Annotated in this window: 21 protein-coding genes and 1 tRNA gene; 11 read left to right on the top strand and 11 right to left on the bottom strand. The window is 67.1% G+C overall.

What is annotated here, in order from left to right:
• Together B8V81_RS03190 and B8V81_RS03185 are read right to left on the bottom strand one after the other, a co-directional pair.
• Window positions 1-812: hypothetical protein (locus tag B8V81_RS03190; protein ID WP_101807669.1), on the bottom strand; the 812-nt coding region annotated here is incomplete at its 3' end.
• Window positions 813-972: 160 nt separating this feature from the next.
• Entirely contained in the window at window positions 973-1,476 is a 504-nt protein-coding gene (locus B8V81_RS03185; RefSeq protein WP_101807668.1) for a YfcE family phosphodiesterase, read from the bottom strand.
• Between the two features lie 264 nt (window positions 1,477-1,740).
• Between B8V81_RS03185 and B8V81_RS03180 the strand changes: the two genes are divergently transcribed.
• The 3 genes from B8V81_RS03180 (at window position 1,741) to B8V81_RS03170 (ending at window position 5,628) form a co-directional block, all read left to right on the top strand.
• Window positions 1,741-3,042, top strand: coding sequence for an AAA family ATPase (locus tag B8V81_RS03180; RefSeq protein WP_101807667.1), 1,302 nt, complete (start codon window positions 1,741-1,743; stop codon window positions 3,040-3,042).
• A 147-nt stretch (window positions 3,043-3,189) separates the two neighbouring features.
• The gene (locus B8V81_RS03175; protein ID WP_101807666.1) at window positions 3,190-4,935 is read left to right on the top strand and encodes a vWA domain-containing protein; all 1,746 of its coding nucleotides are present in this window, start codon (window positions 3,190-3,192) and stop codon (window positions 4,933-4,935) included.
• A 432-nt stretch (window positions 4,936-5,367) separates the two neighbouring features.
• Entirely contained in the window at window positions 5,368-5,628 is a 261-nt protein-coding gene (locus B8V81_RS03170) for a YkgJ family cysteine cluster protein (RefSeq protein WP_180968364.1), read from the top strand.
• Between the two features lie 95 nt (window positions 5,629-5,723).
• On the opposite strand, the gene B8V81_RS03165 is transcribed toward B8V81_RS03170, so the two are convergent.
• A tRNA-Thr gene (locus B8V81_RS03165) sits at window positions 5,724-5,799 on the bottom strand.
• Window positions 5,800-6,007: 208 nt separating this feature from the next.
• On the opposite strand from B8V81_RS03165, the gene B8V81_RS03160 reads away from it, so the two are divergent.
• Entirely contained in the window at window positions 6,008-6,442 is a 435-nt protein-coding gene (locus tag B8V81_RS03160) for a universal stress protein (protein ID WP_028599059.1), read from the top strand.
• Window positions 6,443-6,566: 124 nt separating this feature from the next.
• Here the strand turns inward: B8V81_RS03160 and B8V81_RS03155 are convergent, their stop codons facing one another.
• Window positions 6,567-7,964, bottom strand: a complete 1,398-nt coding sequence (locus B8V81_RS03155) for an ATP-binding protein (protein WP_028599058.1) — start codon at window positions 7,962-7,964, stop codon at window positions 6,567-6,569.
• Window positions 7,965-8,231: 267 nt separating this feature from the next.
• Here B8V81_RS03155 and B8V81_RS03150 point away from each other — a divergent pair, with 267 nt between their 5' ends.
• Window positions 8,232-8,450 (top strand): hypothetical protein, encoded by a 219-nt coding sequence (locus B8V81_RS03150; RefSeq protein WP_028599057.1) that lies wholly within the window; start codon window positions 8,232-8,234, stop codon window positions 8,448-8,450.
• Window positions 8,451-8,551: 101 nt separating this feature from the next.
• Here B8V81_RS03150 and B8V81_RS03145 read toward each other — a convergent pair whose 3' ends face one another.
• Complete coding sequence (locus tag B8V81_RS03145; RefSeq protein ID WP_052333259.1) at window positions 8,552-10,030, bottom strand: HD-GYP domain-containing protein; 1,479 nt, start codon at window positions 10,028-10,030, stop codon at window positions 8,552-8,554.
• 138 nt (window positions 10,031-10,168) lie between these two features.
• Between B8V81_RS03145 and B8V81_RS03140 the strand changes: the two genes are divergently transcribed.
• Window positions 10,169-11,053: an aldose epimerase family protein gene (locus B8V81_RS03140; protein WP_028599056.1), complete on the top strand. Its 885-nt coding sequence runs from the start codon at window positions 10,169-10,171 to the stop codon at window positions 11,051-11,053.
• A 135-nt stretch (window positions 11,054-11,188) separates the two neighbouring features.
• Here the strand turns inward: B8V81_RS03140 and B8V81_RS03135 are convergent, their stop codons facing one another.
• Window positions 11,189-11,782 (bottom strand): GNAT family N-acetyltransferase, encoded by a 594-nt coding sequence (locus B8V81_RS03135; RefSeq protein ID WP_028599055.1) that lies wholly within the window; start codon window positions 11,780-11,782, stop codon window positions 11,189-11,191.
• A gap of 109 nt (window positions 11,783-11,891) precedes the next feature.
• Between B8V81_RS03135 and B8V81_RS03130 the strand changes: the two genes are divergently transcribed.
• Complete coding sequence (locus B8V81_RS03130) at window positions 11,892-12,761, top strand: SDR family oxidoreductase (RefSeq protein WP_028599054.1); 870 nt, start codon at window positions 11,892-11,894, stop codon at window positions 12,759-12,761.
• 259 nt (window positions 12,762-13,020) lie between these two features.
• Here B8V81_RS03130 and B8V81_RS03125 read toward each other — a convergent pair whose 3' ends face one another.
• Window positions 13,021-13,929: an NAD(P)/FAD-dependent oxidoreductase gene (locus B8V81_RS03125; protein ID WP_101807664.1), complete on the bottom strand. Its 909-nt coding sequence runs from the start codon at window positions 13,927-13,929 to the stop codon at window positions 13,021-13,023.
• A 275-nt stretch (window positions 13,930-14,204) separates the two neighbouring features.
• The gene (locus tag B8V81_RS03120; protein WP_028599052.1) at window positions 14,205-15,122 is read right to left on the bottom strand and encodes a M15 family metallopeptidase; all 918 of its coding nucleotides are present in this window, start codon (window positions 15,120-15,122) and stop codon (window positions 14,205-14,207) included.
• 208 nt (window positions 15,123-15,330) lie between these two features.
• On the opposite strand from B8V81_RS03120, the gene B8V81_RS03115 reads away from it, so the two are divergent.
• The 3 genes from B8V81_RS03115 (at window position 15,331) to B8V81_RS03105 (ending at window position 18,019) form a co-directional block, all read left to right on the top strand.
• Entirely contained in the window at window positions 15,331-16,176 is an 846-nt protein-coding gene (locus B8V81_RS03115; RefSeq protein ID WP_028599051.1) for an alpha/beta hydrolase family protein, read from the top strand.
• 117 nt (window positions 16,177-16,293) lie between these two features.
• The gene (locus B8V81_RS03110) at window positions 16,294-17,595 is read left to right on the top strand and encodes a foldase protein PrsA (RefSeq protein WP_084137301.1); all 1,302 of its coding nucleotides are present in this window, start codon (window positions 16,294-16,296) and stop codon (window positions 17,593-17,595) included.
• A gap of 52 nt (window positions 17,596-17,647) precedes the next feature.
• Window positions 17,648-18,019, top strand: a complete 372-nt coding sequence (locus B8V81_RS03105) for a hypothetical protein (protein WP_028599050.1) — start codon at window positions 17,648-17,650, stop codon at window positions 18,017-18,019.
• Between the two features lie 412 nt (window positions 18,020-18,431).
• Here B8V81_RS03105 and B8V81_RS03100 read toward each other — a convergent pair whose 3' ends face one another.
• The gene (locus B8V81_RS03100; RefSeq protein WP_101807663.1) at window positions 18,432-19,712 is read right to left on the bottom strand and encodes a chloride channel protein; all 1,281 of its coding nucleotides are present in this window, start codon (window positions 19,710-19,712) and stop codon (window positions 18,432-18,434) included.
• Between B8V81_RS03100 and B8V81_RS25095 the strand changes: the two genes are divergently transcribed.
• Window positions 19,711-20,106, top strand: coding sequence for a hypothetical protein (locus B8V81_RS25095; protein ID WP_180968363.1), 396 nt, complete (start codon window positions 19,711-19,713; stop codon window positions 20,104-20,106). The two genes, B8V81_RS03100 and B8V81_RS25095, sit on opposite strands and share 2 nt — an antisense overlap.
• Here B8V81_RS25095 and B8V81_RS03090 read toward each other — a convergent pair.
• Both B8V81_RS03090 and B8V81_RS03085 read right to left on the bottom strand, forming a co-directional pair.
• Window positions 20,103-21,410 carry a PDZ domain-containing protein gene (locus tag B8V81_RS03090; protein ID WP_101807662.1) on the bottom strand — a complete coding sequence of 436 codons (1,308 nt, stop codon included), beginning with the start codon at window positions 21,408-21,410 and terminating at the stop codon, window positions 20,103-20,105. The genes B8V81_RS25095 and B8V81_RS03090 overlap by 4 nt on opposite strands.
• A 110-nt stretch (window positions 21,411-21,520) precedes the next feature.
• On the bottom strand, window positions 21,521-23,017 hold the full coding sequence (locus tag B8V81_RS03085; RefSeq protein WP_052333258.1) for a S41 family peptidase: 1,497 nt from the start codon (window positions 23,015-23,017) through the stop codon (window positions 21,521-21,523).
• Between the last annotated feature and the right edge of the window lie 43 nt (window positions 23,018-23,060).

Here is a 23,060-nt window from a genome sequence, read left to right as displayed (position 1 = left end):
GCCTTGCGGGCGGAGCCCCGCGCCGGCCGCCGAGCGCCGCCCTTCGCGGCCTTGCGCGCGCCGCCCGCCGCCGCCTTGCGCGAGCGGCCGCCGGCCGGCTTCTCCGGCACGGCGTTCACGCTGCCGCTCGGGCCGGCTGCCGCAGCGGCCGCTCCGCCGGCGCCGGCAGGGAGCGGGAACGCCGCCCCCAGCCCCGGCACAGGGCCGCCGAAGCCGGACAGCCCCGGCCGGCCGCCGAACGGGCCGATGCCGGGAAAGCCTCCGGGAAATCCGCCCGGAAAGCCACCGGGGGCGCCTCCCGGAAACGGCGCTCCCCCGCCCCCGCCCCAGGGCGGCTGCGTCTGGCCGCCGCCCTGGAGCCTTTCCCAATTGGAGTACCAGTTGTCGATCATGCCATGGATGTTGTAGAAATACGTGGAGCGGGGCGCGGTGTCGAGATCCTGCAGCAGCGGCTCGTTCAGCACGTCGGAGCCGGCGTCGTGCATGCAGGCATGGAGCCGCTCGATGAAGCGGCCCAGATCGTCGGCCGTCGCGAACGATTGCGGCTGCTGCAGAATTCTGCGTTCCGCGTTCTGGTCGTAGCAACGGCTCATGCGGATGCCTTGCGGCACGGACGTCCAAGGCTGGACGAGGCTCATGTCGTAGCCCTGGGATTGATACCAGCTCAGCACCTTGCGGATGTACTGGCGGTGGAAGTTCAGGAAGCGGTCGCCCCAGCCGATCGGGGGATTGTCGTTGTCGCTGACATGGTTGGCATGGTGCCAGCGCAGATGCTCCTCGAGCAGGTCGTTCGGAAAATTCGGAATGATCATTGGAAATCCTCCCATGAGGCGGGTCTGCATGCCCGGCGTCTTTCCCTAGGATATGACGCGGCGGGCGGGCATGTGCCTGCCCGCCCGCCTCTCCCCAGCTCCCTCTCCTCCGATATTCCGCTCGACTCCTCGCCTGCTTTACGCCCGTCGGCCTCTCCGCTCAGCTCCGATCGTCGTAATATACATGCTCCGCGCGCAGCCGTCCGCCCTCGATGTCGAGCAGGCCGAACGAATAGCGCGGCTGGCGGCGCTTCTGCAGCGGCGAGCCCGGATTGAACAGCAGCGACGGGCCGTGCTGCTTGCGGTACGGCGTATGCGAGTGGCCGAAAAGAATCAGGTCGGGCCGCTCCTCCTCGAAGCTGGAAAGCGCCTTTTGCTCCGTCCAGCGCCCCCAGCCGATGTCGCCGTGCACGATGCCGATCCGGCAGCCGCCCAGCTCCAGCAGCCGCTTGCGGCCGAAGCGCCGCGCCAGCTCCGGTCCGTCGTTGTTGCCGGCGACGCCGTCCACCGGCGCGATCCGCTCCAGCAGCGAGACCGCCCGCTCATGCGTCCAGTCTCCCGCGTGCAGGATCAGCTCGACTCCCTGCAGGCCCCGCACGAGCTCATCCGGCAGCTTTGCCGCCGCCCCGCTCAGATGCGTGTCGGACACGAGTCCGATTCTCATGCGGCTTCCCCCTCCGTGCCGGCTCCAGGCCGGCGTAATCGTTGCTTCCTCCAGCTTATCACATCGGCGATCGTCCATGAACCGGCAGCTGCGGCGCCGCGCCCATTCTGCGGACCGGGCGGCGACGGCAGCGCGCGGATCAAGCGCTTCGCGGCGGCGCCGCTCCCCTTCCCCCGGCCCATTCGTGCGGAGCCCGGCGGTTTGGTACAATGGAAGCACCGCATATGCGCGGAAACATCGCCGTGAAGGAGGCCTTCCGCCGCCATGACCTCAACGATCGCCTTGACCAACAAGCTGCGCGAAGCGATGCACCATCTGGAGAACCGCTTCCAGGAACGCGAGGAGCTGATCCGCGTCCTGCTGCTGGCCATGATGAGCGGCGAAAGCCTGCTGCTCGTCGGGCCTCCCGGCTCCGCCAAATCGCAGCTCGCCCGCGCCGCCGCCGCGCTGCTCGGCACGAGCCGCAGCTTCGACTACCTGCTGACCCGCTTCACCTCGCCGGACGAGCTGTTCGGCCCCGTGTCGCTCCAGCAGCTCAAGCAGGACCGCTACATCCGCCAGACGCGGGGATACCTGCCGGACGCGGAGGTCGCCTTCCTCGACGAGATCTTCAAGGCGAGCAGCGCCATCCTGAACTCCCTGCTCACGCTGCTCAACGAGCGCCGCTTCCACAACGGCGCGGAGGCGCAGCCGGTGCCGCTGCTGACGCTGATCGCCGCCTCCAACGAGCTGCCCGAGGAGCAGGAAGGGCTGGCCGCGCTGTACGACCGCTTCCTGTTCCGCTACGAGACGCGCTACCTGCAGCAGATCGCGAGCTTCGAGCGCATGTTCCAGGCTCCCGACAGCCCCCCGCCGGCGCTGCTCGATCCCGCCGTGCTGAAGCAGGTGCAGGAGCGCGCCCGCGAGGCGCGCCTGCCGGAGCCGGTGCTCGTCCTGCTGTTCCGGCTCAAGACGCTGCTCGAGGAAAAGGAATACGTGCTCTCCGACCGCCGCTGGCGCCGCATCGGCCGCACCTGGCAGATCAGCGCGGCGATCCACGGCCGCGACGAGGTCAGCGTCTGGGATACGGTGCTGACGCCGCATCTGCTGTGGGACTTTCCCGAGGACCTGGAGGAGCTGCGCGGCCTGTTCGCGGAAGCCTGGCAGGAGCTGCTCGCCAAGGAGCTGGAAAAGGAGCTGCCGCTCCCGTCCTACCGCGAGACGCTGCGCCGCTGGCTGGACAAGGAGGACGAGCTGAGCGGCTTCCAGTTCCGCAAGGAGGTCGGCGGCTCGCTCGGCGCGGGCCAGTCGGAGCGGCTCAAGGGCCAGCTGGACGAAGCCCGCGCCGAGCTCGAGGACGCCGCCCGCTCGCTGCAGGGCCGGCTGACCGCTTGGCAGGAGTGGGAGAAGCAGCTCCCCGAATGGATCGCCGCGCAGTCGGTGTTCGTCCTCCATGCGGACGAATACGCCGTCCGCTTTACGCGGCTGCGCATCCAGGGCGAGAAGCTGCTGCAGCAGGTGCAGGGCCTTTACCGCAGCCTGTTCGACAAGGACATCCCGGGCATCGCCTACGACTACACGCTGTAGCGCGCAGGCCCGCGCTGCAGCGCGCCATGCCGGCCCGCCTGCCCGACCGTCCGACCGCCCGTGTACCGACCGTCCGCGTGCGCGACCGAACGCCGGTCCGCTTGCCGCCTGCCCGACCACCCGTCCGACCGACAAGGAGGAATCCGCATGCTCATCCGCTGCGCGCGCGTCGACCGCTACCAGTTCGACGGCTTCGTCCGCTCCTCCCGCACCGCGCGCGAGTGGATGCGGGAAGCCGAGCGGCAGGTGCCGTGGTTCGACCTGGAGCTGTTCGCCGACTTCTTCATGAGCTTCTACCTGCCCGATCCCGCCTTCGAGCATCCGGCCGGCGGCGATCCGTTCCATCGCTGGATGCTGGCCGCCCTGCGCCGCCAGCACTACTACCGCGAGATCCATCCGCGCACCGTGCACGAGGTCAACGCTTCGTTCAAGACCGCGCTCAAGGCGCTCATGTGGCTGACGGAATCGTATGAGGAGGAAGCCCGCAAGCGCGAGCGCGAAAAACGGCCGATCGCCGGCGCCGGCCCGCAGGAAAAGGGCTCCGGGGGCGAGGAGGCGTCCGGAGAGCTGCGCGAGCGGCTGACGGACAAGCAGCTGCAGCAGCTGCAGCTCGTCGGCTACCGGCTGCAGCAGGGCAAAAGCGCCGCCGAGGACAAGCAGCGCGCGTTGGACGCGCGGCCGCTCGACCTCGAGGAGCTGGCCGCGCTGCGCCGCCGCGTCGAGGAGCTGCGCGAGGCGATGCGCACCGACTTCGTGCGCCGCGACAAGCATCGCGCCAAGCTCGCCAAGGCCGAGCAGGAGCTCGGCCAGCAGGAGCGGCGGCTCGCGCGCGTCACCGCCCGGGAGGCGGCGGCGATGCAGCGGCTCGAGGACGAGCTCGGCGGCTGGCTGGCCGATTCGCTGCGCGGCTCGCTGAGCCGCGCGGAGGCGGACAGCGGCGGCATCCACGCGCTGCTGCAGGCGAGCCAGCGGCTGGCGAACCGGCGCTGGGGCAGCGAGCTCGGCCGGCTCCGCCGCCAGACGTACGAGCAGTACGCCCTGTGGGTCGAGCGGCTGCGCGGCCACAAGGAGCTGCTCGCCTTCCTCGAGGAGGTCGGACGCCAGCTGCATGCGTTCAAGGCCGCACGCAAGCAGGCCGCGTCCCGCCGCGCTCCCGAGGCGCGCGGCGGCCTCGAGCTTTCGGGCGACATCGCCCGCATGCTGCCGTCCGAAGCGAGCCTGCTCGCCGACCCCGACTACGAGCCGTACTTCCTCATGCGCTGGCTCGACCGCAAGCTGCTCACCTACGCGCCCGAGGGACGCGAGGAGGAGCCGCAGCGCGGACCGGTCATCTGCATGGTCGACACCTCCCACTCGATGCGCGGGGCCAAGCTCCGGCTCGCGCAGGCGTTCACGGCGGCGTTCGCCGCCTTCACGCTCGGCGAGCGGCGCGATTTCACGCTGCTGCTGTTCGGCGCCAAGGGCGAGGTGCTGGAGCATCGCCTGCATCATCAGCGCCCCGACTGGGATAAATTCTACGAGCTCTCGCGGCTCGCCTACGGCGGCGGCACGAACTTCGACGCGCCGATCGCGCGCGGCATCGAGCTCGTGCAAGGCGCGCGCGGCTTCGCCGCCGCCGACTTCGTCCTGCTCACCGACGGCGTCGGCGAGGTGACGCCCCCGTACCGCGAGCGGCTGGCGACGCTGGCCCAGCGCAGAGGCGTCCGCCTCCATACGCTGATCCTCGGCTCGCCGCGCCAGCATCTGGCCCGGCCGTACGACATCGCCGGCGTCTCTCACCGGATCCGCTTCGCCGCCGTCTGGGAAGGCGCCGATCCTGCGGCAGCGGGCCTGCTGCTGGACGTGTTCGCTCCCGAGCGGCGCGCGCCCGAGGCTGCCGCGCGCCGCCGCTAGCGGCAGGCGCAGCAAAAAGGAGCGCGTCCCGGCCGGGACGGTACGCGCTCCTGAATAATTCGGGAAACAGAGGTCGTGCAGGATGGGCTGGCGCCGCCCCTAGGCAGCGATTCGGAAAAGCCTCCGCTCTCAGCCGAAATGCACGACCAGCCAGGCGACGCAAGCGGCCCAAAAAGGCAGCGCCAGCGCCAAGCCGTTGAGCAGGCCGATCCACAGCTGTCCTTCTCTCCGTATCATGGCGCATCTCTCCTTCGGTTCATGGCTTCCTGCTGTCAGTATGGCCGGGAACGCGCCCGATCAGACCTGGCAGCAGCAACTTGCTCGACCGGTTTAGCGTCAATACCCGATTAAGCGCTTCCAAAAACGCGGCCTTCAGCCGGCGTTCGAAAGAGAGCCAGCCTTGATCTACTCTATGCCAAGGAGGAACCCGCTATGCAATGCCGAAACGGATGCGCCGCATGCTGCATCGCCGCCTCCATCTCCTCGCCGATTCCCGGCCTGCCGCAGGGCAAGCCGGCCGGCATGCCCTGTCCGCAGCTGCTGCCCGATCTGCGCTGCGCCCTCTTCGGCCGGCCGGAGCGGCCCGCCGTCTGCTCGGAGCTGCTGCCCGAGCCGGAGATGTGCGGAGACAGCCGCGAGCATGCGCTCGGCTATCTTGGGCGGCTGGAGCGGGCGACCGCGCCGAAGAGCTGAGGCTCGTTTCCAGACAAAATAAAAAAACGCCGCTCCCGGTACAGGCCGAAAGCAACGTTTTTGCGAAGGGAATGAATCCTTGCATGTAAAGTGAATGGTGCTGATGAAGGGATTCGAACCCCCGACCTACGCATTACGAATGCGTTGCTCTACCAGCTGAGCTACATCAGCAAGCCATTTTCATGTCGTCCGCCTCGCGCTTGTCCAATCCATTTCGTCAGCGGCGACTTTTATAGAATACCGAATCACGCGAATAATGTCAAGCGCTTGTCGAATGTTTGCCGCCCCTGTAAATGTGACGGTTTTTTGTCCGAGATTGATGGCCATCCTGTTGGGGTAAAAAGAAAAAGAAAGACTATCTGATCGGAGGCGTATGGCAATGCCCTATTCCAAAATCTTGGTTGGTTACGACGGTTCGGAGCAATCGGTGCGAGCGCTGCGCTCGGCGATCGAGCTGGCCTCCACCTTCAAGGCGATGCTCGAGGTCGTCCATGCTTTCAATGCGGCGCCGGTCATCATCGGCGAGGCGGTAGCCGCGTCGCCGCCGGCAGGCGCGGAATCGATGCGGCTCGAAGCCGAGACCGTCGCGGCCGAGGCGCGGACGATCATCGCCTCCGCGACCGACATGCCGATTGAAGTGATGATTACCGACGGCGATCCCGGCAAACGGGTCGTCGGACTCGCGAAGGAGCGCGGCGCGGACCTGATCGTCGTCGGCAGCCACGGCAAAGGCGGCTTCAAGGAGCTGTTCACCGGAAGCGTCAGCCATTATGTGACGCAGCATGCCCCAGTGCCGGTGCTGGTCGTGAAATAAACCCGCCTCAAATAAAACGCAACAGGCGAACAGGCCGCCTCCGTCTCTCGGAGGCGGCCTCTTGCCGCGCCTGCGTCCACGGAGGACGAGGCGGATCGCAGCGTTCGGCGCGGCCAATCGGAAGCTAGTTCATGCGGGCCGGGAGCACGAGCGAGAAGCGGCTCCCTCCGCCTGCGCGGCTTTCCAGCTCCAGCCGGCCTCCGAGCAGCTCCGCCAGCTGCAGGCTGATGGACAGCCCCAGCCCGGTTCCGCCATAAGTGCGGGTGACGGCGCCGTCCGCCTGGCGGAACGCCTCGAAGATCAGCTCATGCTTGTCCGGCTCGATGCCGATGCCGCTGTCCACGACGTCGAACCGCAGCCAAGGCGTCCGATCGGCCGCCGGCTCCGCGCGCACCGCCAAGGCGACTCCGCCCGCATCGGTGAACTTGATCGCGTTGGCCAGCAGATTGCGCAGAATCTGGCGGATCCGGAGCGGATCGGTCAGCAGCAGCTCCGGAGCCTCCGGGTCGACCTCGACGTCGAAGCGGAGCCCCTTGCGCCGCGCCTGCGGCTCGAACTGCAGCTGCAGCGACTGCATCAGCTCCAGCGTCGACAGCGGCTCGATCTGGATCGACAGCTTGCCGGCCTCCACCCGGGACAGATCGAGGATATCCTCGATCTGCTGCAGCAGCTCGCGGCCGGCCGCATGGATCATCGCGCCATGCCTCCGCTCTTCCACGGTCCGCCGCTCGTCCTCGTTGTCGCCGATCAGCTCCGACAGCAGCAGGATGCTGTTGAGCGGCGTCTTGAGCTCATGCGACATATTGGCCAAAAACTCCGACTTGTACTTGGACGCGAGCTTGAGCTGGACCGCCTGCTCCTCGAGCTCGTGCTTGGCCGCTTGCAGCTCCTCGGTCTGCAGGCGGAGCGTGTCGTTCTTGACGCCGAGCTCCTTCATCCGCTCCTGCTCCTTGCTGAAATCGCGGATCATATAGACGAAAAATCCGCTCAGCAGGACGGAAAGCGGGAACGTCAGCGGGAAGAAGCGGCTCCAGTAGACCTCGAACGGAATGACGCCAAACAATGAAATGTTGATGCCGTTCAGCAGATTGATGCCTAGAATCGTGATCGTCGCCCGGACCGGGTAGGAAAGGCGCCGCTTGCGGAACCAGACGTTGGCCAGCGCGCCCGCGATGCCGAGGATGAGCATGTTGCCGACGCCGGCCCAGGCGGCGGGAGCGATGCCGAACAGCAGCCGGCCCGCGCCGATGCCGGCGCCGATCAGCCCGACCGCCCAAGGCGAGCGGAACGCAAGCACGGCCAGAAGCAGCGGAACCTGCCTCAGGTCGAACCGCACCTCGTCGCTCAGCTGCAGCCCGAACAGCATCGTCAGGATGCCGGATGCGACGAAGACGAGCGCCGCGGCCGCCTGCTGCGCGGCCGGACGGATGCGATGGAAGAACAGCTTGTACCCGAGATTGAACAGATAGGCGATTGTGACGAGCAGGCTGATATTCGTGAAGAATACTTTGAGAAACGCCACCTTGGCCTCCTGGGCAACCGTAATACCGCTATTTTACAGGATTGGCCGGCATTGCAACACTCCGATCGTCCGCTCGCCGCCGAATCCGGCTTTTTTCTATCGATAGACCTCAATTTTCCGCGTAATTTGTCGAAGAAATAGGCAAGAAGACTCATACCGAACGGCTGCAAGTAGAAAAATGTCCCGAATCTTTCATATTCTTTTAATCCGTTTAATGTAGAATAAGAGAAAAGAAGAACTATTTCCCCAAGGGGGTGCATCGCCGATATGATGAAGTCCATCACCTACAAGAACCGATCCGTTCCCGTCTTCTACCCCCCGGGACAAGAAGAAGCGGTTCGGCTGCTGCCCGACAAGCTCAAGGAATACGAGCTCAATTTCGATTTCCGCAAGCGCTGGAAGCGGATCGCCTCCGTCGAGATGAGCCGCGACGTGGCGATTTTCCAATACAATGACGGAACGAAGCTGTACCTGGAGGTCGGCTGAGCCGGCGCCTCCGCCCATCCGTCCCCAACCGAAAAAGCTGCGCTCCGTCGTCGGAGCGCAGCTTTTTTTGTAGAGAAGGTCAAGGGCGCGTCTCTACCCATTCAGGCGAGGGGAGGAACGGAGCCCGGAACCGAGCGGCTGCGGCCGAGCAGGGGCCGCTGCTCCTCCTCCGTCATGCGGGCGAAAAACTCCGGCTCCTCCTCTGCCAGCTCCAGCCATGCGGCGACGCAGGCCGGATCGAAGTGGCGTCCGGACTCGGCGCCGATGAACGCCAGCGCCTGCTCCGGCGTCATCGCCCGCCGGTACGCCCGCTGCGAGGTGAGCGCGTCGTACACGTCGGCGACCGCCGCGATGCGCGCCGTCAGCGGAATCTGCTCGGCCTCCAGCCGGTCGGGATACCCGGTGCCGTCCCAGCGCTCGTGATGAGAGCGGACAACGGCCAGCTCCTGCCGCATGAAGCCGAGGTTGCGGCAGAGCTCGTAGCCCCGCACCGGATGCAGCTCGACGACCTGCCGCTCCTCCGGAGAGAGCGCGGCCGGCTTGTTTAGGATCGCTTCCGGCACGTACAGCTTGCCGACGTCGTGCACGATCGCTCCTTGACCGATCGCCAGCAGCTGCTCGGGGGCCAGGTCCAGCTTTTCCGCGAGCTTGAGCGCATACAGCGCGACGCGGTAGTTGTGTCCGGCCGTATAGCCGTCCTTTTGCTCCGTCGCCTCGATCAGGTCCTCGACGCTCGGAGAGATGCACTTCTGCAGCCACTCCTGCGGCGTCGATCGGTACAGCGCTCGCAGCGCGGCGCTCAGCGAGCCGCGGCTGCCAGCCAGCTGCCGGCCGAGCCCCCAGGCGACCGAGACGAGCGAGAGCAGCAGCAGCACATGGTAGAGCCACCAGCTGAGCCGCCAAGGCTCTCCCGACACCATGACGACTTGCCCGGCAGCGAGCAAGCCGCAGCCGTACAGGATGCCGAGCTGCAGCGGCATGCGGGCGCTGCGGTAGTTCCGGGCGTAGCTCCAGGCGGCGTGGGCGAGCAGCGCCAGCACCAGTCCGGTCAGCGCGGGCCGAGAGCCTTGCAGGTCGAGCGCCCAGTCGTGCATCGTATGCGGGCCCTGGAGCGAGAAGACGAGAAAAGCGAGCAGCAGCAGCGTATACGCCGGCGCGAGCCAGCGGGAAGCGTTGCCCAGCCGCAGCACCATCCGTCTGGCGGCGGGCAGCGACGACAGCCAGATCCAGCCTGCGGCGGCCAGGATGCCGAGCTGGCTGGACACGCCTTGAACGCTGTTGTGGTCCATCAGGAACCCCGGCGTCGCCAGCCCGTGCAGCATGAGCAGCCCCGTCATCGAAACGTAGGCGAGCGACAGGAACGCGATGCCGAAATTCCGCAGCCGCATCCCGGCATAGCCGAGGGCAGCGGCAAGCAGCAGCGCCAAGAAGGAGACGCCGCTGACAATATAGAAATGAATAATGGGAGCATGCAGGCGCGGGTCGAATCCTCCGCTCTCCCGAAGGGCAAGGAACATCCCGAGAGGCAGCAGGAAGGAAACGAGGGCGACCGACATCATCCGGACGGCAGGACGGCGCATACGTCGGGGTTCACCTCGCGAGCCCTTTCGGGCTGATTGGAGTAGCGATCCGTTAGGTTTTAGGCAAAACCGCCATTACCGCTAGCATACCGCAATCTGGAAACTTTTCAAGTCATCGAAACAAGGAGCTGAACTCGAGTGTCATCCCGTCATCAAGCGAGAATGTATAAAGAAGCCTATGAAATGGTCGAGCTGTCGGAGGCTTCCACCCGCTCGCGGGTGCTGCTCTGTCCCGAGCGCGGGGGCATCGCCCTGGAATGCCGGCTGAACGGCTACGAGCTGTTCTATTTGGACGAAGCCACCTTCCTCGATCCGTCCGCCAACATCCGGGGAGGCAACCCGGTGCTGTTCCCGATCAGCGGCCCGGTCGCCGGCGGCGAATACGAGTGGGAAGGGAAGCCCTATGCGATGAAGCAGCATGGCGTCGCGCGGACCGAGGCGTGGCAGGTCGCGGAGACGTCCGAGGACGGCGCCGCCTCCGCGACGCTGGTGCTGCGCAGCAGCGAGCGGACGCGCGCGGCGTTCCCGTTCGACTTCGAGCTGCGGTTCGCCTATGCGCTCAAGGACGGCGAGCTGACGATCCGCCAGCAGTACCGGAACCTTTCGGACCGCGCCATGCCGATGTATCCGGGCTTCCACCCGTACTTCGCCACCTCGGCCAAGGACATCCCGTTCGCGACCGACGCGACCCGCTACCTCGACTACAACGACGGCCAGGTCAAGCCGTACGAAGGCCGCCTCGACCTCGGTCTGATGCAGGAATCGGCCGCGCTGCTCGACGCTAGGCGGCCGGAGATCTCCTTCCCGCTCGACAGCGGCATCACCGTGACGCTCGCCTACAGCGAGGCGTTCAAGTACGTCGTGTTGTGGAGCGTGCCGGGCAAGCCGTTCGTCTGCGTCGAGCCGTGGATGGCGCTGTCCGGCGAGCTCGATCGCCGCGAGGAGCTCGTGCAGGTGCCTCCCGGCGGCGAGATCGAGGCGGTGCTGACGCTGCGCGCTTCGCATGCTCCGGGGCAGGGCTGACGACGCGCCCGGCCTTCTTTTTCCTCTTGATCAGGGGGAAAAGGAGGCTTTTCTGCTTTTTCGAGCCGGCCGACAGCGGCTGCGCTTTTCATCATGCTGCTCCTTGACGCTGCGATGGCCTTCAAGCGGAGCGGATTACCGGCTCGGCCGCCGCTCCTGCGCCTCGGGCAGCGCCTGCTCGAACAGGCAGAAGCCGTTCGGGCTCGTCCCGAGCCGCGAGTAGCCGGCGGACGCGTACAGCGCCTCCAGCTTCGGATTGCCGGCGATGCAGTCGAGGCGGATCGCCTTTTTGCCGGGATGGACCGCCTGTTCCCGCGCCCAGCGCAGGATCGCCCGTCCAAGCCCGCTGCCGGCATAAGCTCTCGCGACCGCCAGCCGGTGCAGGTAGACATAAGGCTCATGCCCCTGCTCGCCCCACAGCTCGCGGTCCCAAGCGCCCGGCTGCCGCAGCAGCAGCACGAGGCCGGCGGGCCGGCCCTTCTCCCGTCCGGGACCGTCCATCCCGTCGCGGAAAAGGATGGCTTCTCCGCGGCGGACGGCCTCGTCCAGGCCGTGGCTGTCCTCTCCATCCAGCAGTCCGGACCATTGCCTGGATCCGTTGCCGCGCAGCCAGCGCGCGATGCCGACGAGCAGCTCCGACGCCTCGGCGGCCGTGTCCGGCGTCACGATCTCGGCCGCGAAGCCTGCTGCCGCCTCCGGCTCGATCATTTCGATCGCTTGCGTATTCATGCGGTTTCCTCCTTGCCTTTCCGCCGGCCCGGAGCTCGATCTTTCGGTTGATCCGGGCGGCATCGGGGTACATTTATCCTATCCCACTATACCCCCAAGGAGGTATCCCATGTCCAGCCCAACCGAAACCGTGAAGACGTTCCCCCCGCAGCATCAGGACAAGCAGCCCGGCATCGAGTCGGAGATGAATCCGCTCCCCGTCTACGCGGCGCCCGATTATCGCGGGTCCGGCAAGCTCGAAGGCAAAAAGGCGCTCATCACCGGCGGCGACAGCGGCATCGGGCGCGCGGCGGCGATCGCCTTCGCCAAGGAAGGCGCCGACGTCGCGATCGTCTACCTGAGCGAGGATGCGGACGCGGAGCAGACGAAAAAGGAAATCGAGGCGGCCGGCCGCTCCTGCCTGCTGCTGGCGGGCGATATCGGCGACGAGGCGTTCGCCAAGGAAGCGGTGAGCAGGACCGTCGAGGCGCTCGGCGGCCTGGACGTGCTCGTGAACAACGCGGCGGAGCAGCATCCGCAGCCGAAGTTCGAGGACATTACGGCCGAGCAGCTGGAAAAGACGTTCCGCACGAACATCTTCTCGATGTTCCATCTGACCAAGGCGGCGCTCCCCCATCTGAAGCCGGGCAGCTCCATCGTCAACACCGCCTCCGTCACCGCCTACGAGGGCAACCCGCAGCTGATCGACTACTCGTCCACCAAGGGCGCGATCGTCAGCTTCACGCGCGCGCTGTCCAACCATCTCGTGGAGCGCGGCATCCGCGTCAACGGCGTCGCGCCGGGACCGATCTGGACGCCGCTCATCCCGTCGACGTTCGACGAGCAGCATGTGTCCGAGTTCGGCGGCGACACGCCGATGAAGCGCGCCGGCCAGCCGCATGAGCTCGCCCCGGCCTATGTGTACCTGGCCAGCAGCGACTCGTCGTACGTGTCGGGCCAGATGATCCACATCAACGGCGGACAGGTGCTGAACGGGTAGAAAAAGGAAAAGAGGCTGTCTCCCGAGCGTTCTCGGCGAGACAGCCTTTTTATTGAGCCGCCCCAGTGCCGGGCGGCGGCGCTTCCTAGTGCCAAGATCGGCACGACGGAGAGCCGCCACGGGCTGCGGCGTTTCCTAAATGGCCAATAAGGAGAGCCATCCGCTGCTGCAGCGCTTCCTAGTGCAAAAAATTGCCACTACGGAGGAGCCATCCCGCAGCTCGGGCGCTTCCTAGTGCCCGCGCGGCGAGCGGCGTCCGTCACGCCGGGCCGAAGTCCGCTTCGGCCAAGTCGCCGCCGATGGAGAAAGCCGCGCGGTTGCCGCTCGCGGCGGCGCCGACGACCTGCGACGGCGACATGCCGGCGGTATCGCCCGCGGCGTAGACGCCCGGCACGCTCGTGCGGCCGAAGCCGTCGACGAGCAGCACGCCATGCGCGTCATGCGCGCAGCCGAGCATCGCGCCGAGCGGCGTGCCGAGCATCGCGTCCGGCGTGACGAAGCCGCCGCTGCGCGCGATCCGGCTGCCGTCCGCGAAGCGCACGGCATGCAGCTTGCCGCCGCTCCCTTCGAGAGCGGCGATCGGCGCGCGGGCGACGCGCGCCCCGCGCGCCTCCAGCGCCTGCTGCTGCTGCGGACTGAGCTGTCCGCGGCCGTGCGTGCAGACGAGCAGATCGCGCGACCAGACGAGCAATTGCTTCGCCTGTTGAAAAAGATTCCCGCCCGTCGAAATCGCCACCAGCGACGCATCCCGCAGCTCCCATCCGTCGCAGTACGGGCAGTTGAAGAGCGATGTCCCGTAAAGCTCGCGCAGGCCCGGAATGTCGGGCAGCTGCTCCTTGAGCCCGGCCGCCAGCAGCACGGTCCGCGCCTCGAAGCCGCCGCCCCCTTCCAGATGCACCCGGAACCTGCCCGCCCGGCCCTCGATCGCCGCGACCTTGCCCGAGCGCAGCCGGATGCCCGGATAGGCCGCCAGCTCCTCCCGGGCCAGCCGCCGCAGCTCTCCGGGCGGAACGCCGTCCCTCGTCGGATAGCCGTGCCCCGCTGCCGTGACCGCATTGCGCGGACGGGCGTCATCGACGACGAGCGCCGAGCGGCGGGCCCTGCCCAGCACGAGCGCCGCCGCCAAGCCCGCCGGGCCGCCGCCGATGATGGCGCAATCGATGACCATCCGCTCCACCTCCCCCGCTTGCTCTCCTTTCGTATCGTATGTAGGACGGGACAGGTGTAGAAGCGGAGCCCTGCCGAACGTCCCGTAGTCGGGCGCGCCTTGGCACGCAGGCGGGGCGCGCCTTGGCATGCAGGCGGGCACGCCTTGGCACGCAGGCGGGTATGCGATGGCACGCAGGCGGGCGCGCCTTGGCATGCAGGACGCGTCGGCCGCATCCCAAAAAGCCGCCCCCGGTCGATGGGATCGACCGGGGGCGGCTCCATGTTCATTTGCGGTCAGTTGCCGCCCGAGACCGGAACCGCTCCGCCGTAATGCTCCTCCAGCGTGTCGCCGCTCTCGGCGAGCTTCGCGGCGAGCTCGACGCCGACGTAGCGGATATGCCAAGGCTCGTACTTGTAGCCCGTAATGTCTTCCTTGCCTTCCGGATAACGAATGATGAAGCCGTAGTCGGTCGCGTGCTCGGCCAGCCACTCGGCCTCCGGCGTGCCGGCAAAGCAGCTTTCGGCCGCGCATTTTCCGTCGATGCCGGACATGTCGATCGCCAGTCCCGTCTGATGCTCGCTATGTCCCGGACGCGCGCTGTACTTGTCGGCCGCCGCGACGCCGTCCTTTTTCACATAGCCCTCGTACAGCGTTTTTTGCCGGGATTCGGAGCGGTAGCCCGACACGCCGGCGAGCTTGATGCCGTCCTTCGCCGCGCCGGCGACGAGCTGCTCGAGCGCCTCCGCCGCTTCCTTGCGGAGCTTGCGCTTGTCGATCTTCTCCGAGAACGTGAACGGGATGTCGGGATAGACGAGCTCCTTCGGCGCGTACCCTTCCGGCAGCCGGAACTGCTTGTTGACGAGCGCCGCGGCGGCAGAGGCGTTTGCCGTCACCTCGATGGCTTCGTAGAAGCCTCCCGTGGAGCCGCCCTTCGCCCCCGCCGGACTGGCGGACGGCTTCGAGCTCGGCTTGGCGGACGGCGAGGACGATGGCTTTGCAGTCGGCGAGGACGACGGCGAAGGCGTCAAGCTCGGCGATGGGGAAGCGGAGCTCCCGCCTCCTCCCGCGGACGCCGGCGGCGACGCGGTCGCCGAAGCGCCCGGCGAAGCATCGGGTTCCGGCGCGGCGGCGCCGGAGCAGGCAGACAAGGTCAACGCCGCCGCCAGCAGCAGGGCGGACGCGGCAGGCATTCGATTGCGTTTGCTGTTCATGATGGTTCCATCTCCTTGAAGGGACGCTCGGCGTCCTTTTCTATATGCTGCAAGCGGATAAGTTCAGCTTCCGTTATACCACACAGACGGCGAAACGCGAAGAATGGTTTCAACCGCCCTGAACTTGGCAACTTGAGATTGAACTGACGGGCACGGAAGTTTATGCTTAGATTTGGAAAAGCTATGAAGTGAAAGGAGCATGACCCGCATGGAAACCAAAGCGCCTCGCCAAGCCCCTTTCGAGCTCAGGCTGAGCGACGGCGGCACAATCCGCGGCGAAGTCCGCTTCGTTCCGAGCGGCGGGCGCAAGCCCGTCGTGCTGATCGCCCACGGCTTCAAGGGCTTCAAGGACTGGGGCTTCCTGCCCTATGCCGCCGAGCGGATCGCGGAGGCCGGCTTTTATGCCGTCACCTTCAACTTCTCCCGCAACGGCGTAAGCGGCGGCGAGGAATTCGACGAGCTGAACAAATTCGCCCTCAATACGTACAGCCGCGAGCAGAGCGATCTGGAGCGGATCGTCGCCGCGCTCGTCGGTCGGGAGCTGCCGCATCCGGAGCAGGCCGACGCCAAGCGGATCGGCATCTGCGGCCACAGCCGCGGCGGCGGCAACGCGATCATCTTCGCTTCCGAGCATCCGATCGTGCGCGCGGCCGTTACCTGGAACGGCATCGCCCGGGCGAACCTGTTCGACGCGGAGTTCGAGGCGGCGGCGCGCAGGGACGGCCAGGCGTTCGTGCCGAACGCCCGCACCGGCCAGCAGATGCCGATCGGCAAGGGGTTTTTCGAGGATCTCGACCGGAACGCGGATCGCTTCGACATCCCCGCCCGCCTCGCCTCGCTGCGCGCCCCCGTCCTCCTCATCCAGGGCGACGCGGACAGCTCGCGGCTGATCGAGGGGTTCGGCCGGCTGAAGGAAGCCGCGCCGCAGCAGCCTTCGCTGCTGCTCGAAGGCGCGAGCCATACGTTCGGGGCGTCGCATCCGTTCGCCGGCGCGACGCCGGAGCTCGATGCGGCGCTGGAAGCCACGGTCGGCTTTCTCCGGGAGAAGATGTAAGAAGCGCAGCTGCTTTTCATGTTCCGTTAAGGTAAGCGCTCCCCGGATTTGATATGATGCGAGGAGCGAACAACCGGGACAAGTCCCGTCCACACACAGAAGGGAGTCAATTTTCGAATGGCAGACCATAAGAAAGATCCGCTTGACGCGAACGGCAACGACCATCTGACGCCGGAAGATACGGCGACGCGCGAAGGCGCGGACTTCGCCGGCGATTCCGGCAGCGAGCGCGCCGAAGAGACGATTCAAGCCGAAGAGGAAGTCTCGGAGCGCCGCTCCGAGGACGCCCTCCGCGAGGCCGAGTACGATGCGGAGGTGCACACCGCCGATCCGGAGCGCGCGTTCGGCTCGGTGCCGGTGACGCCGGTCGCGGGAGCAGCCGATCTGCCGCTCGACAACGACGGCGTCCAAGGCGACGGAGACGGCGGCGGCCCGAAGCGCTCTGGCGCGGCGACCGGATGGATGATCGCTTCCCTCGTGCTGGCGGTCGGCCTGATCATCGCGCTTGTCAGCCTCTTTTCGAATAGAGGCGGCGAGGCCGTCGCGACGGTCAACGGCGAGAAGATCACGAAGGACGAGCTGTACGACATGCTCGCTCCGACCTACGGCAAGTCCGCGCTCGACCAGCTCGTCACGATGAAGCTCGTCGACCAGGAAGCCGACAATAAAAGCGTCGCGGTTACCGAAGAAGAAGAAAACGCCGAGCTGGAGGACATCAAGAAGAACTTCACCTCCGAGGCGGAATTCGAGAACGCGCTGGCGCAGTCCGGCATGTCGCTGGACGACCTGAAGAAGCAGATGCTCATGCAGGTGCAGATGCGCAAGCTGCTCGCCGACCAGGTGAAGGTGTCGGACGAGGATATCAAGAAGAACTATGAAGAGAACAAGGAAAGCTTCGCTACGCCGGAGCAGGTGCAGGCGTCCCACATCCTCGTCGCGACCAAGGAAGAAGCGGATGCGATCGAGAAGCAGCTTAAGAACGGCGGCGACTTCGCGGCGATCGCCAAGGAGAAGTCCACCGATACGGGCAGCGCGGCCAACGGCGGCGACCTCGGCTTCTTCGGCAAGGGCTCGATGGTGCCGGAGTTCGAGGAAGCGGCCTTCGGCATGAAGATCGGCGAGATCAGCGCTCCGATCAAGTCCGATTACGGCTACCACATCATCAAGCTGGTGGACCGCAAGGAAGCGACGACCCCGACGCTCGAGGACAAAAAAGAAGAGATCCGGAAGACGCTGGAGAACCAGCAGCTGAGCACGCTGTCCCAGACGCTCATCACCGATCTGCGCGCCAAGGCGACGATCACGAACACGCTCGACCCTTCGCAGAACACGAACGGCAGCGCGGAGAAGAACGGATCGAGCGAAAACGCTCCGGCGGAGAATGCTCCGGCAGAGAATGCCGCAAGCAACTCGAAGTAAAGTGAAAAGCTCTTGCCCCGGTCCGAAGGACCGGAGGGCAAGAGCTTTTTTTGTGCTTCGCTCGGGTCGAGCGGCAGTCGGGCTTCTGCAACCCGATTTTTTCGGGTTGCAGCTTGCCGAGCGGGCTGTCGGGACTCTGCAACCGGACTTTTTCGGGTTGCAGCTTGCCGAGCGCGCTGCTGGGCTTCTGCAACCCGACTTTTTCGGGTTGCAGCTTGCCGAGCGCGCTGCCGAGCTTCTGCAACCCGACTTTTTCGGGTTGCAGCTTGCCGGGCGGGCTGTCGGGCTTCTGCAACCCGACTTATTCGGGTTGCAGCTTGCCGGGCACGCTCGCGGTCCTCTGCAACCCGACTTTTTCGGGTTGCAGCTTGCCGAGCGTGCTGCCGGGACTATGCAACCCGACTTTTTCGGGTCGCAGTCTTGATCCACGCTCCCCAATGCAACAACTAAAGCCGAGTTACTCGGTTTTTCCGCGCATCTCCGCCGTCGGAGCATCCATTCGAGCCGAGTTGCTCGGTTTTTCCGCGCATCTCCGCCGTCGGAGCATCCGTTCGAGCCGAGTTGCTCGGTTTTTCCGCGCATCTCCGCCGTCGGAGCATCCGGTCGAACCGAGTTGCTCGGTTTTTCCGCGTATCTCCGCCGACGAGGCATCCGGTCGAACCGAGTTGCTCGGTTTTTCCGCGTAGCTCCGGTGTCGGGGCGCATGCTGGAGACCAACGGAGCCGCCGGGTTGAGGAGTCCGAGATCGGCAGAGTCCTTTCGGCGGACACCGGCGGACATCGACTTACACCGCCGGGCAGAGCCTGCAACAGCCGCCGGGCAGAAGGCGGCTTCGCTCAGCCGACCGGCTCCCGGCCGTCCTTGCGGATCGTCCGCCGCTGGGAAGAGTAGATGCTCGCGGAGCCCGAGCAGAGATAGGCGATGACGCTGGCGACGAGCAGATAGGCCGCCGCGTCGGCGCCGAACAGCTCCAGGCCGAGCACGAAGCACGCGAGCGGCGTGTTCGCCGCCGCGCTGAACACGCCGACCAGGCCGAGCCCCGCGAGCAGCGGAGCCGGCAGCTGCAGCAGCGGAGCGAGCGCATGGCCGAGCGTCGAGCCGATGACGAACAACGGCGTCACTTCGCCGCCCTGGAAGCCCGCGCCGAGCGTGAGCGCCGTAAAGACGAGCTTCCATAACCAGGCGAACGGCTCGACCGTCCCCGCAGGAGCGAACGAGTCCTGCAGCAGCGGCAGGCTCAGGCCAAGGTAATCCCCTCCGCCGACCAGCAGCGCCAGCAGCACGATGACGGCGCCGCAAGCTGCGGCGCGCCCCGGCGCCGGCGCGACCAGCCGCGTCGCCAAGCGCCGCACGCCGTGCACGGCGGCGATGAACAGCCTCGCCGCCAGGCCGAACGCGACGGCCGCGATGGCGACGGCCGCCAGCGTGCCGAAGCTTTCGGCCGGCACTTCGCCAATCCGATAGGCGGCATGGCCGATGCCCCAGGCGCGCGTCACGGCATCGCCGACGAGCGCGGCCACGAGGCAAGGGTAAAGCGCCCCGTGCCGCAGCATGCCGATCGCCAGCACTTCGACGCCGAACACCGCGCCCGCCAGCGGCGTGCCGAACACGGAGCCGAAGCCGCCGGCCATGCCGCAGAGCAGCAGGATGCGCCGGTCGGCGGCGCCGGACCGGACGAGCGTGCCGGCGAGCCAGGCGAGCGAGCCGCCCATCTGCACGGCCGTCCCTTCCCGGCCTGCCGAGCCGCCCGTCAGATGGGTCAGCACGGTGCCGCCCAGCACGAGCGGGGCCATGCGCAGCGGGATGCGCTCGCGGCCCTCGTGGATGCTTTCCAAAATCAGATTGCTGCCTCGGATCGCCGTTCCTCCGTACTGCCGATAGATCCAGCTGACGAAAAAGCCCGCCGCCGGCAGCAGGAACAGCAGCCAGGAATGCTCCAGCCGCGTCTCCGTCGCCAGCTCCAGGCTCCACAGGAACAACGCCGACGCCGTGCCCGCCAATGCCCCGACGAGCGAGCCGAGCGCCAGCCACTTGAGCAGGAAGGCCACCATGCCGCCCGCGCCCTTGCCCTTGCCCGCTTCCGCCAGCCGCTTTTTCAGGCCTGTGGCTTCGCTCATGCCTTTTCCTTCTTTCCTGATCGTGTTGGCCAAGGCAAAAAGGCCCGTTCCGGGCCGATCCGCCTGCGCAGGCGCCTGCACCTGCACCTATGCCTATGCCGGCGCCTGCACTTGCACCTTCACCTACGCCGGCGCCTGCACCTACGCCTGCACTTGCGCCTGCACCTTCACATGCACCTGCACCTGCACCTATGCCTATGCCGGCGCCTGCACCTTCACCTGCACCTATGCCTATGCCGGCGCCTGCACCTGCACCTGCGCCTACACCTTCACCTGCGCCTGCCATCGCCTAACCGCGCGACTTCGGCTGCGCATCCGGCCGCGTCCGTGGCTGACCGGTCCCTGCGCCTGCAGCTGCGTTCATGTCCGCGTCTCCGACCTTGTCCGCGCCTAAGCCTCCATGGACGGCGGCTCGCCGGACGCTCTGCGCCGCACCTTGTGTCCACGCCGCAGCAGCAGCGCCAGCACGGAGCCGCGGCCCGGGACGGCGCTGTAGGCCGCATCCTCGTCCGGCGCGAGCAGCACGCCCAGCTGATGATGCTCGCCGGCGAAGCGGGCCCGCTGCACGAACTTGACCTGTCCGTCCAGGTTGAGCACCTCGAGCCGGCAGAAGGCGGAGTTCTCGTGCAGGGCGGCATGCAGCTCCTCTTTGGTGCGCACGCCTCGTCCGTTCACCTTGCGCAGCACCTCGCCGGCCTCGAGCCCCATCTCCTGCGCCGGCGTGCCGGGCAGCACGCCGAGGATGCAGAGGCCGCGCTCGTCATGGACGAACCGCGGCGGCCGCTGCCGCTCCCGGCGCTCCGCCAGCCGCGTCAGCGCTTCATGCAGGCCGAGCGCCGCCAGCGAAGCGACCAGGACGAGCGGCCGGGCGTACGACGCCGCCAGCGCAAGCGCGCCGAGGATCAGGCTGTAGATCAGCAGCCGGCGCGAGGCGAGGCGGGCCGCCTGCTTGGGCAGCTCGGACAGCGCCAGGTCCGTGAAGCCGATGACGGCCGGCAGCGCCAGCACCGTCCAGCCGGCGCTCCAGCCCTCTCCGCCGAGCAGCGGCGTCCAGGGCAGCGCGGCAGCGGCACCTTCCGCTCCGCCGGAGGCCGGCACGAGCAGCAGCAGCGGCACGGGCCACAGGCCTTGCAGCGAGTAGCCGCCGATCAGCTTGCCCCGCTTGCCCTCCAAATAAAGCGGCGAGGCGAGTCGCTGCCCATCCCTCTTTACGAGCAGCGCCTCCGCGACATGCAGCAGAGCGACGAGCAGCAGCAGGCCCGGCATGTCGAGCGCCGCCAGCGACGTCCCGAGCCGTCCGGCCGTCCCGCCGCTTTCTTCCAGCGACAGCAAGCCGCTGGCTGCCTGCAGCACGCCCAGCACGCCTGCGCTGTAGGCGAAGCATAGGAAGCGTACGCGCAGCAGGGCGAGCGCAGCGGCCGTGCCCCAGAGCCAAAGCACGGCATCCGGCGTCAGCGCCGCGCCGATGAAGGCGGCGGCGATGCTGACGCCGGCGCCCGCCAGCAAGCCCCATCCAGCGGCCCGGAGCAGCAGCAGCGGCCAGGCATGCAGCCGCACGTGGAAGTGCGAACGCTCCGTGACGGCGAGCCGTCGATAGAGGAATCCCATAACGATCAAGGCCAAATAATAATAAGGCTGCGCCAGCAGCCCAAGCGCCGCCGAGCCGTACTGCCGCAGCAGCTCCAATGTCAGTTCCAAGCAAGCACCTCATTTTCCTTCAGGCTGGCTAGACCGTATGGTTTCGACGCGCAGAGGCCGGATTCCTCCCCTGAAGGAAGAATCCGGCCTCTGGTCGAAGGCGCCCCTGCTCAATGCCGCGGCGCCCCCTTGCCCTCGCGAAGCGCCTGCACGGCCGCCTCGAGCTGCGTGTCATGCTCGTCTCCGCTGACCCAAGCCTGCACCGCCTCCTCCAGCTTGCGCTGGGTCGCCGGATCGGCCTGGCCGCTCGCCCGCAGGCCGCTGGCCCGCTGGAAGCCGCGCACTGCCTCGGCGGTGCCGCTGCTGTAATAGCCGTCCAAGCGTCCGGGGTCGTAGCCGAGCCCTTTCAGCATGACCTGCAGGCTTTTCGCGTCGTCGCTGATCGCATCGGCGGGGATCGTGGCCGTCTTGGACAGCCGCGTCGCGGCGTACAGCGCGGGCGGACGGACCGCCACATCCGGCTTGATGCCGCGCTTGTGGATCCAGCCGCCGCTCGGGGTCAGCCACTTGGCGATCGTCATCTTGACGAGCCCGCCCTCGAGCTGGCGGTCGTAGCTGACCTGCACGGTCCCCTTGCCGAAAGACGTCTCGCCGACGAGCACCGCGCCCGCCGATTCCTGCAGCGCTCCGGCGAGGATTTCCGAGGCGCTGGCGCTGCCTTTGTTCATCAGCACCGCGACCGGATACGGCTTACCGCCGCCCTCCGACAGCACCTGCTCCGGCTTCGCCCCGCGCTGCGCGATCTGCAGGATGGGCTTCCCCTTCGGCACGAACGGCTGCGCGATCCGCTCCACGACCGGCAGGATGCCGCCGGGATTGTTGCGCACGTCGATGACGAGCCCTTTGAGCTCGCGCTTCTCCAGCTTGGCCAGCTCAGCCGCGAACCGGTCGGCCGTATTCAGCGAAAACTGGCGGATCTCGATCAGGCCGATGCCGTCCGCCAGCCGCTTGCCTTCGACCGTCTCGATGTCGATCTCGGCGCGCATCAGCTTCACCGCGAACGGATTGGCCCTTCCCGCCCGCAGGATGACCAGCTCGGCCGCGCTGCCCTTCGGCCCGCGCAGCTTGGCGACCGCCTCGGAGATCGGCAGTCCGGACAGGCCGACGCCGTTCACGGACAGGATGACGTCCTTCGCCTGCAGGCCGGCCTTCTCGGCCGGGGAGCCCTTGATCGGCGAGACGATGACGACCTTGCCGCTCTCGGACGTCACCTCCGCGCCGACGCCGCCGAACGCGCCTTCGACCGTCTCGGAGAACTGCTTCGCCGCCCCGGCGTCCATGTAGGTCGAATAAGGGTCGCCCAGCGCCTGCACCATGCCGCTGAGCGCGCCGCTGATGAGCTTGTCGCGGTCGACCGGCTCGTAATATTGGCGCTGGATCAGCTCCATCACGGCGCTCAGCCGCTGCGCCTCCTCCTTGGTCAAGCCGGCGGAGGCGTCCTGACGCTCTCCGGCTTGCGCCGGGCGCGCCGCTTCCGCTGATGCCGGCTTCGCGCCCGCCTCTCCCGCCGGCCATGCTCCTCCCAGCAGCAGCGCCGCGGCCAGCGACGCCGACAGCACCGCCTTCAGCCGGCGCGGCCCGGCCGCTGCGTTTTCGTTTCGGTTCATGCTCCCTCTCCTCTCTTCGTCCGGCGCTCCTGCACGGGAGCCG

Source organism: Paenibacillus pasadenensis (assembly GCF_002864175.1).
GTDB lineage: Bacteria > Bacillota > Bacilli > Paenibacillales > Paenibacillaceae > Paenibacillus_O > Paenibacillus_O pasadenensis.
This window is presented reverse-complemented; position numbering and strand designations above follow the sequence as displayed.

What these genes read in the sequence shown, in the direction of transcription:
- B8V81_RS03150 (WP_028599057.1), top strand. Translation starts at nt 8,232, where the DNA reads ATGATGAAGTCCATCACCTACAAGAACCGATCCGTTCCCGTCTTCTAC.
- B8V81_RS03170 (WP_180968364.1), top strand. Translation starts at nt 5,368, where the DNA reads ATGCAATGCCGAAACGGATGCGCCGCATGCTGCATCGCCGCCTCCATC.
- B8V81_RS03110 (WP_084137301.1), top strand. Translation starts at nt 16,294, where the DNA reads ATGGCAGACCATAAGAAAGATCCGCTTGACGCGAACGGCAACGACCAT.
- B8V81_RS03100 (WP_101807663.1), bottom strand. Translation starts at nt 19,712, where the DNA reads ATGAGCGAAGCCACAGGCCTGAAAAAGCGGCTGGCGGAAGCGGGCAAG.
- B8V81_RS03115 (WP_028599051.1), top strand. Translation starts at nt 15,331, where the DNA reads ATGGAAACCAAAGCGCCTCGCCAAGCCCCTTTCGAGCTCAGGCTGAGC.
- B8V81_RS03130 (WP_028599054.1), top strand. Translation starts at nt 11,892, where the DNA reads ATGTCCAGCCCAACCGAAACCGTGAAGACGTTCCCCCCGCAGCATCAG.
- B8V81_RS03145 (WP_052333259.1), bottom strand. Translation starts at nt 10,030, where the DNA reads ATGCGCCGTCCTGCCGTCCGGATGATGTCGGTCGCCCTCGTTTCCTTC.
- B8V81_RS03160 (WP_028599059.1), top strand. Translation starts at nt 6,008, where the DNA reads ATGCCCTATTCCAAAATCTTGGTTGGTTACGACGGTTCGGAGCAATCG.
- B8V81_RS03085 (WP_052333258.1), bottom strand. Translation starts at nt 23,017, where the DNA reads ATGAACCGAAACGAAAACGCAGCGGCCGGGCCGCGCCGGCTGAAGGCG.
- B8V81_RS03135 (WP_028599055.1), bottom strand. Translation starts at nt 11,782, where the DNA reads ATGAATACGCAAGCGATCGAAATGATCGAGCCGGAGGCGGCAGCAGGC.
- B8V81_RS03185 (WP_101807668.1), bottom strand. Translation starts at nt 1,476, where the DNA reads ATGAGAATCGGACTCGTGTCCGACACGCATCTGAGCGGGGCGGCGGCA.
- B8V81_RS03180 (WP_101807667.1), top strand. Translation starts at nt 1,741, where the DNA reads ATGACCTCAACGATCGCCTTGACCAACAAGCTGCGCGAAGCGATGCAC.
- B8V81_RS25095 (WP_180968363.1), top strand. Translation starts at nt 19,711, where the DNA reads ATGCCTTTTCCTTCTTTCCTGATCGTGTTGGCCAAGGCAAAAAGGCCC.
- B8V81_RS03175 (WP_101807666.1), top strand. Translation starts at nt 3,190, where the DNA reads ATGCTCATCCGCTGCGCGCGCGTCGACCGCTACCAGTTCGACGGCTTC.
- B8V81_RS03125 (WP_101807664.1), bottom strand. Translation starts at nt 13,929, where the DNA reads ATGGTCATCGATTGCGCCATCATCGGCGGCGGCCCGGCGGGCTTGGCG.
- B8V81_RS03120 (WP_028599052.1), bottom strand. Translation starts at nt 15,122, where the DNA reads ATGAACAGCAAACGCAATCGAATGCCTGCCGCGTCCGCCCTGCTGCTG.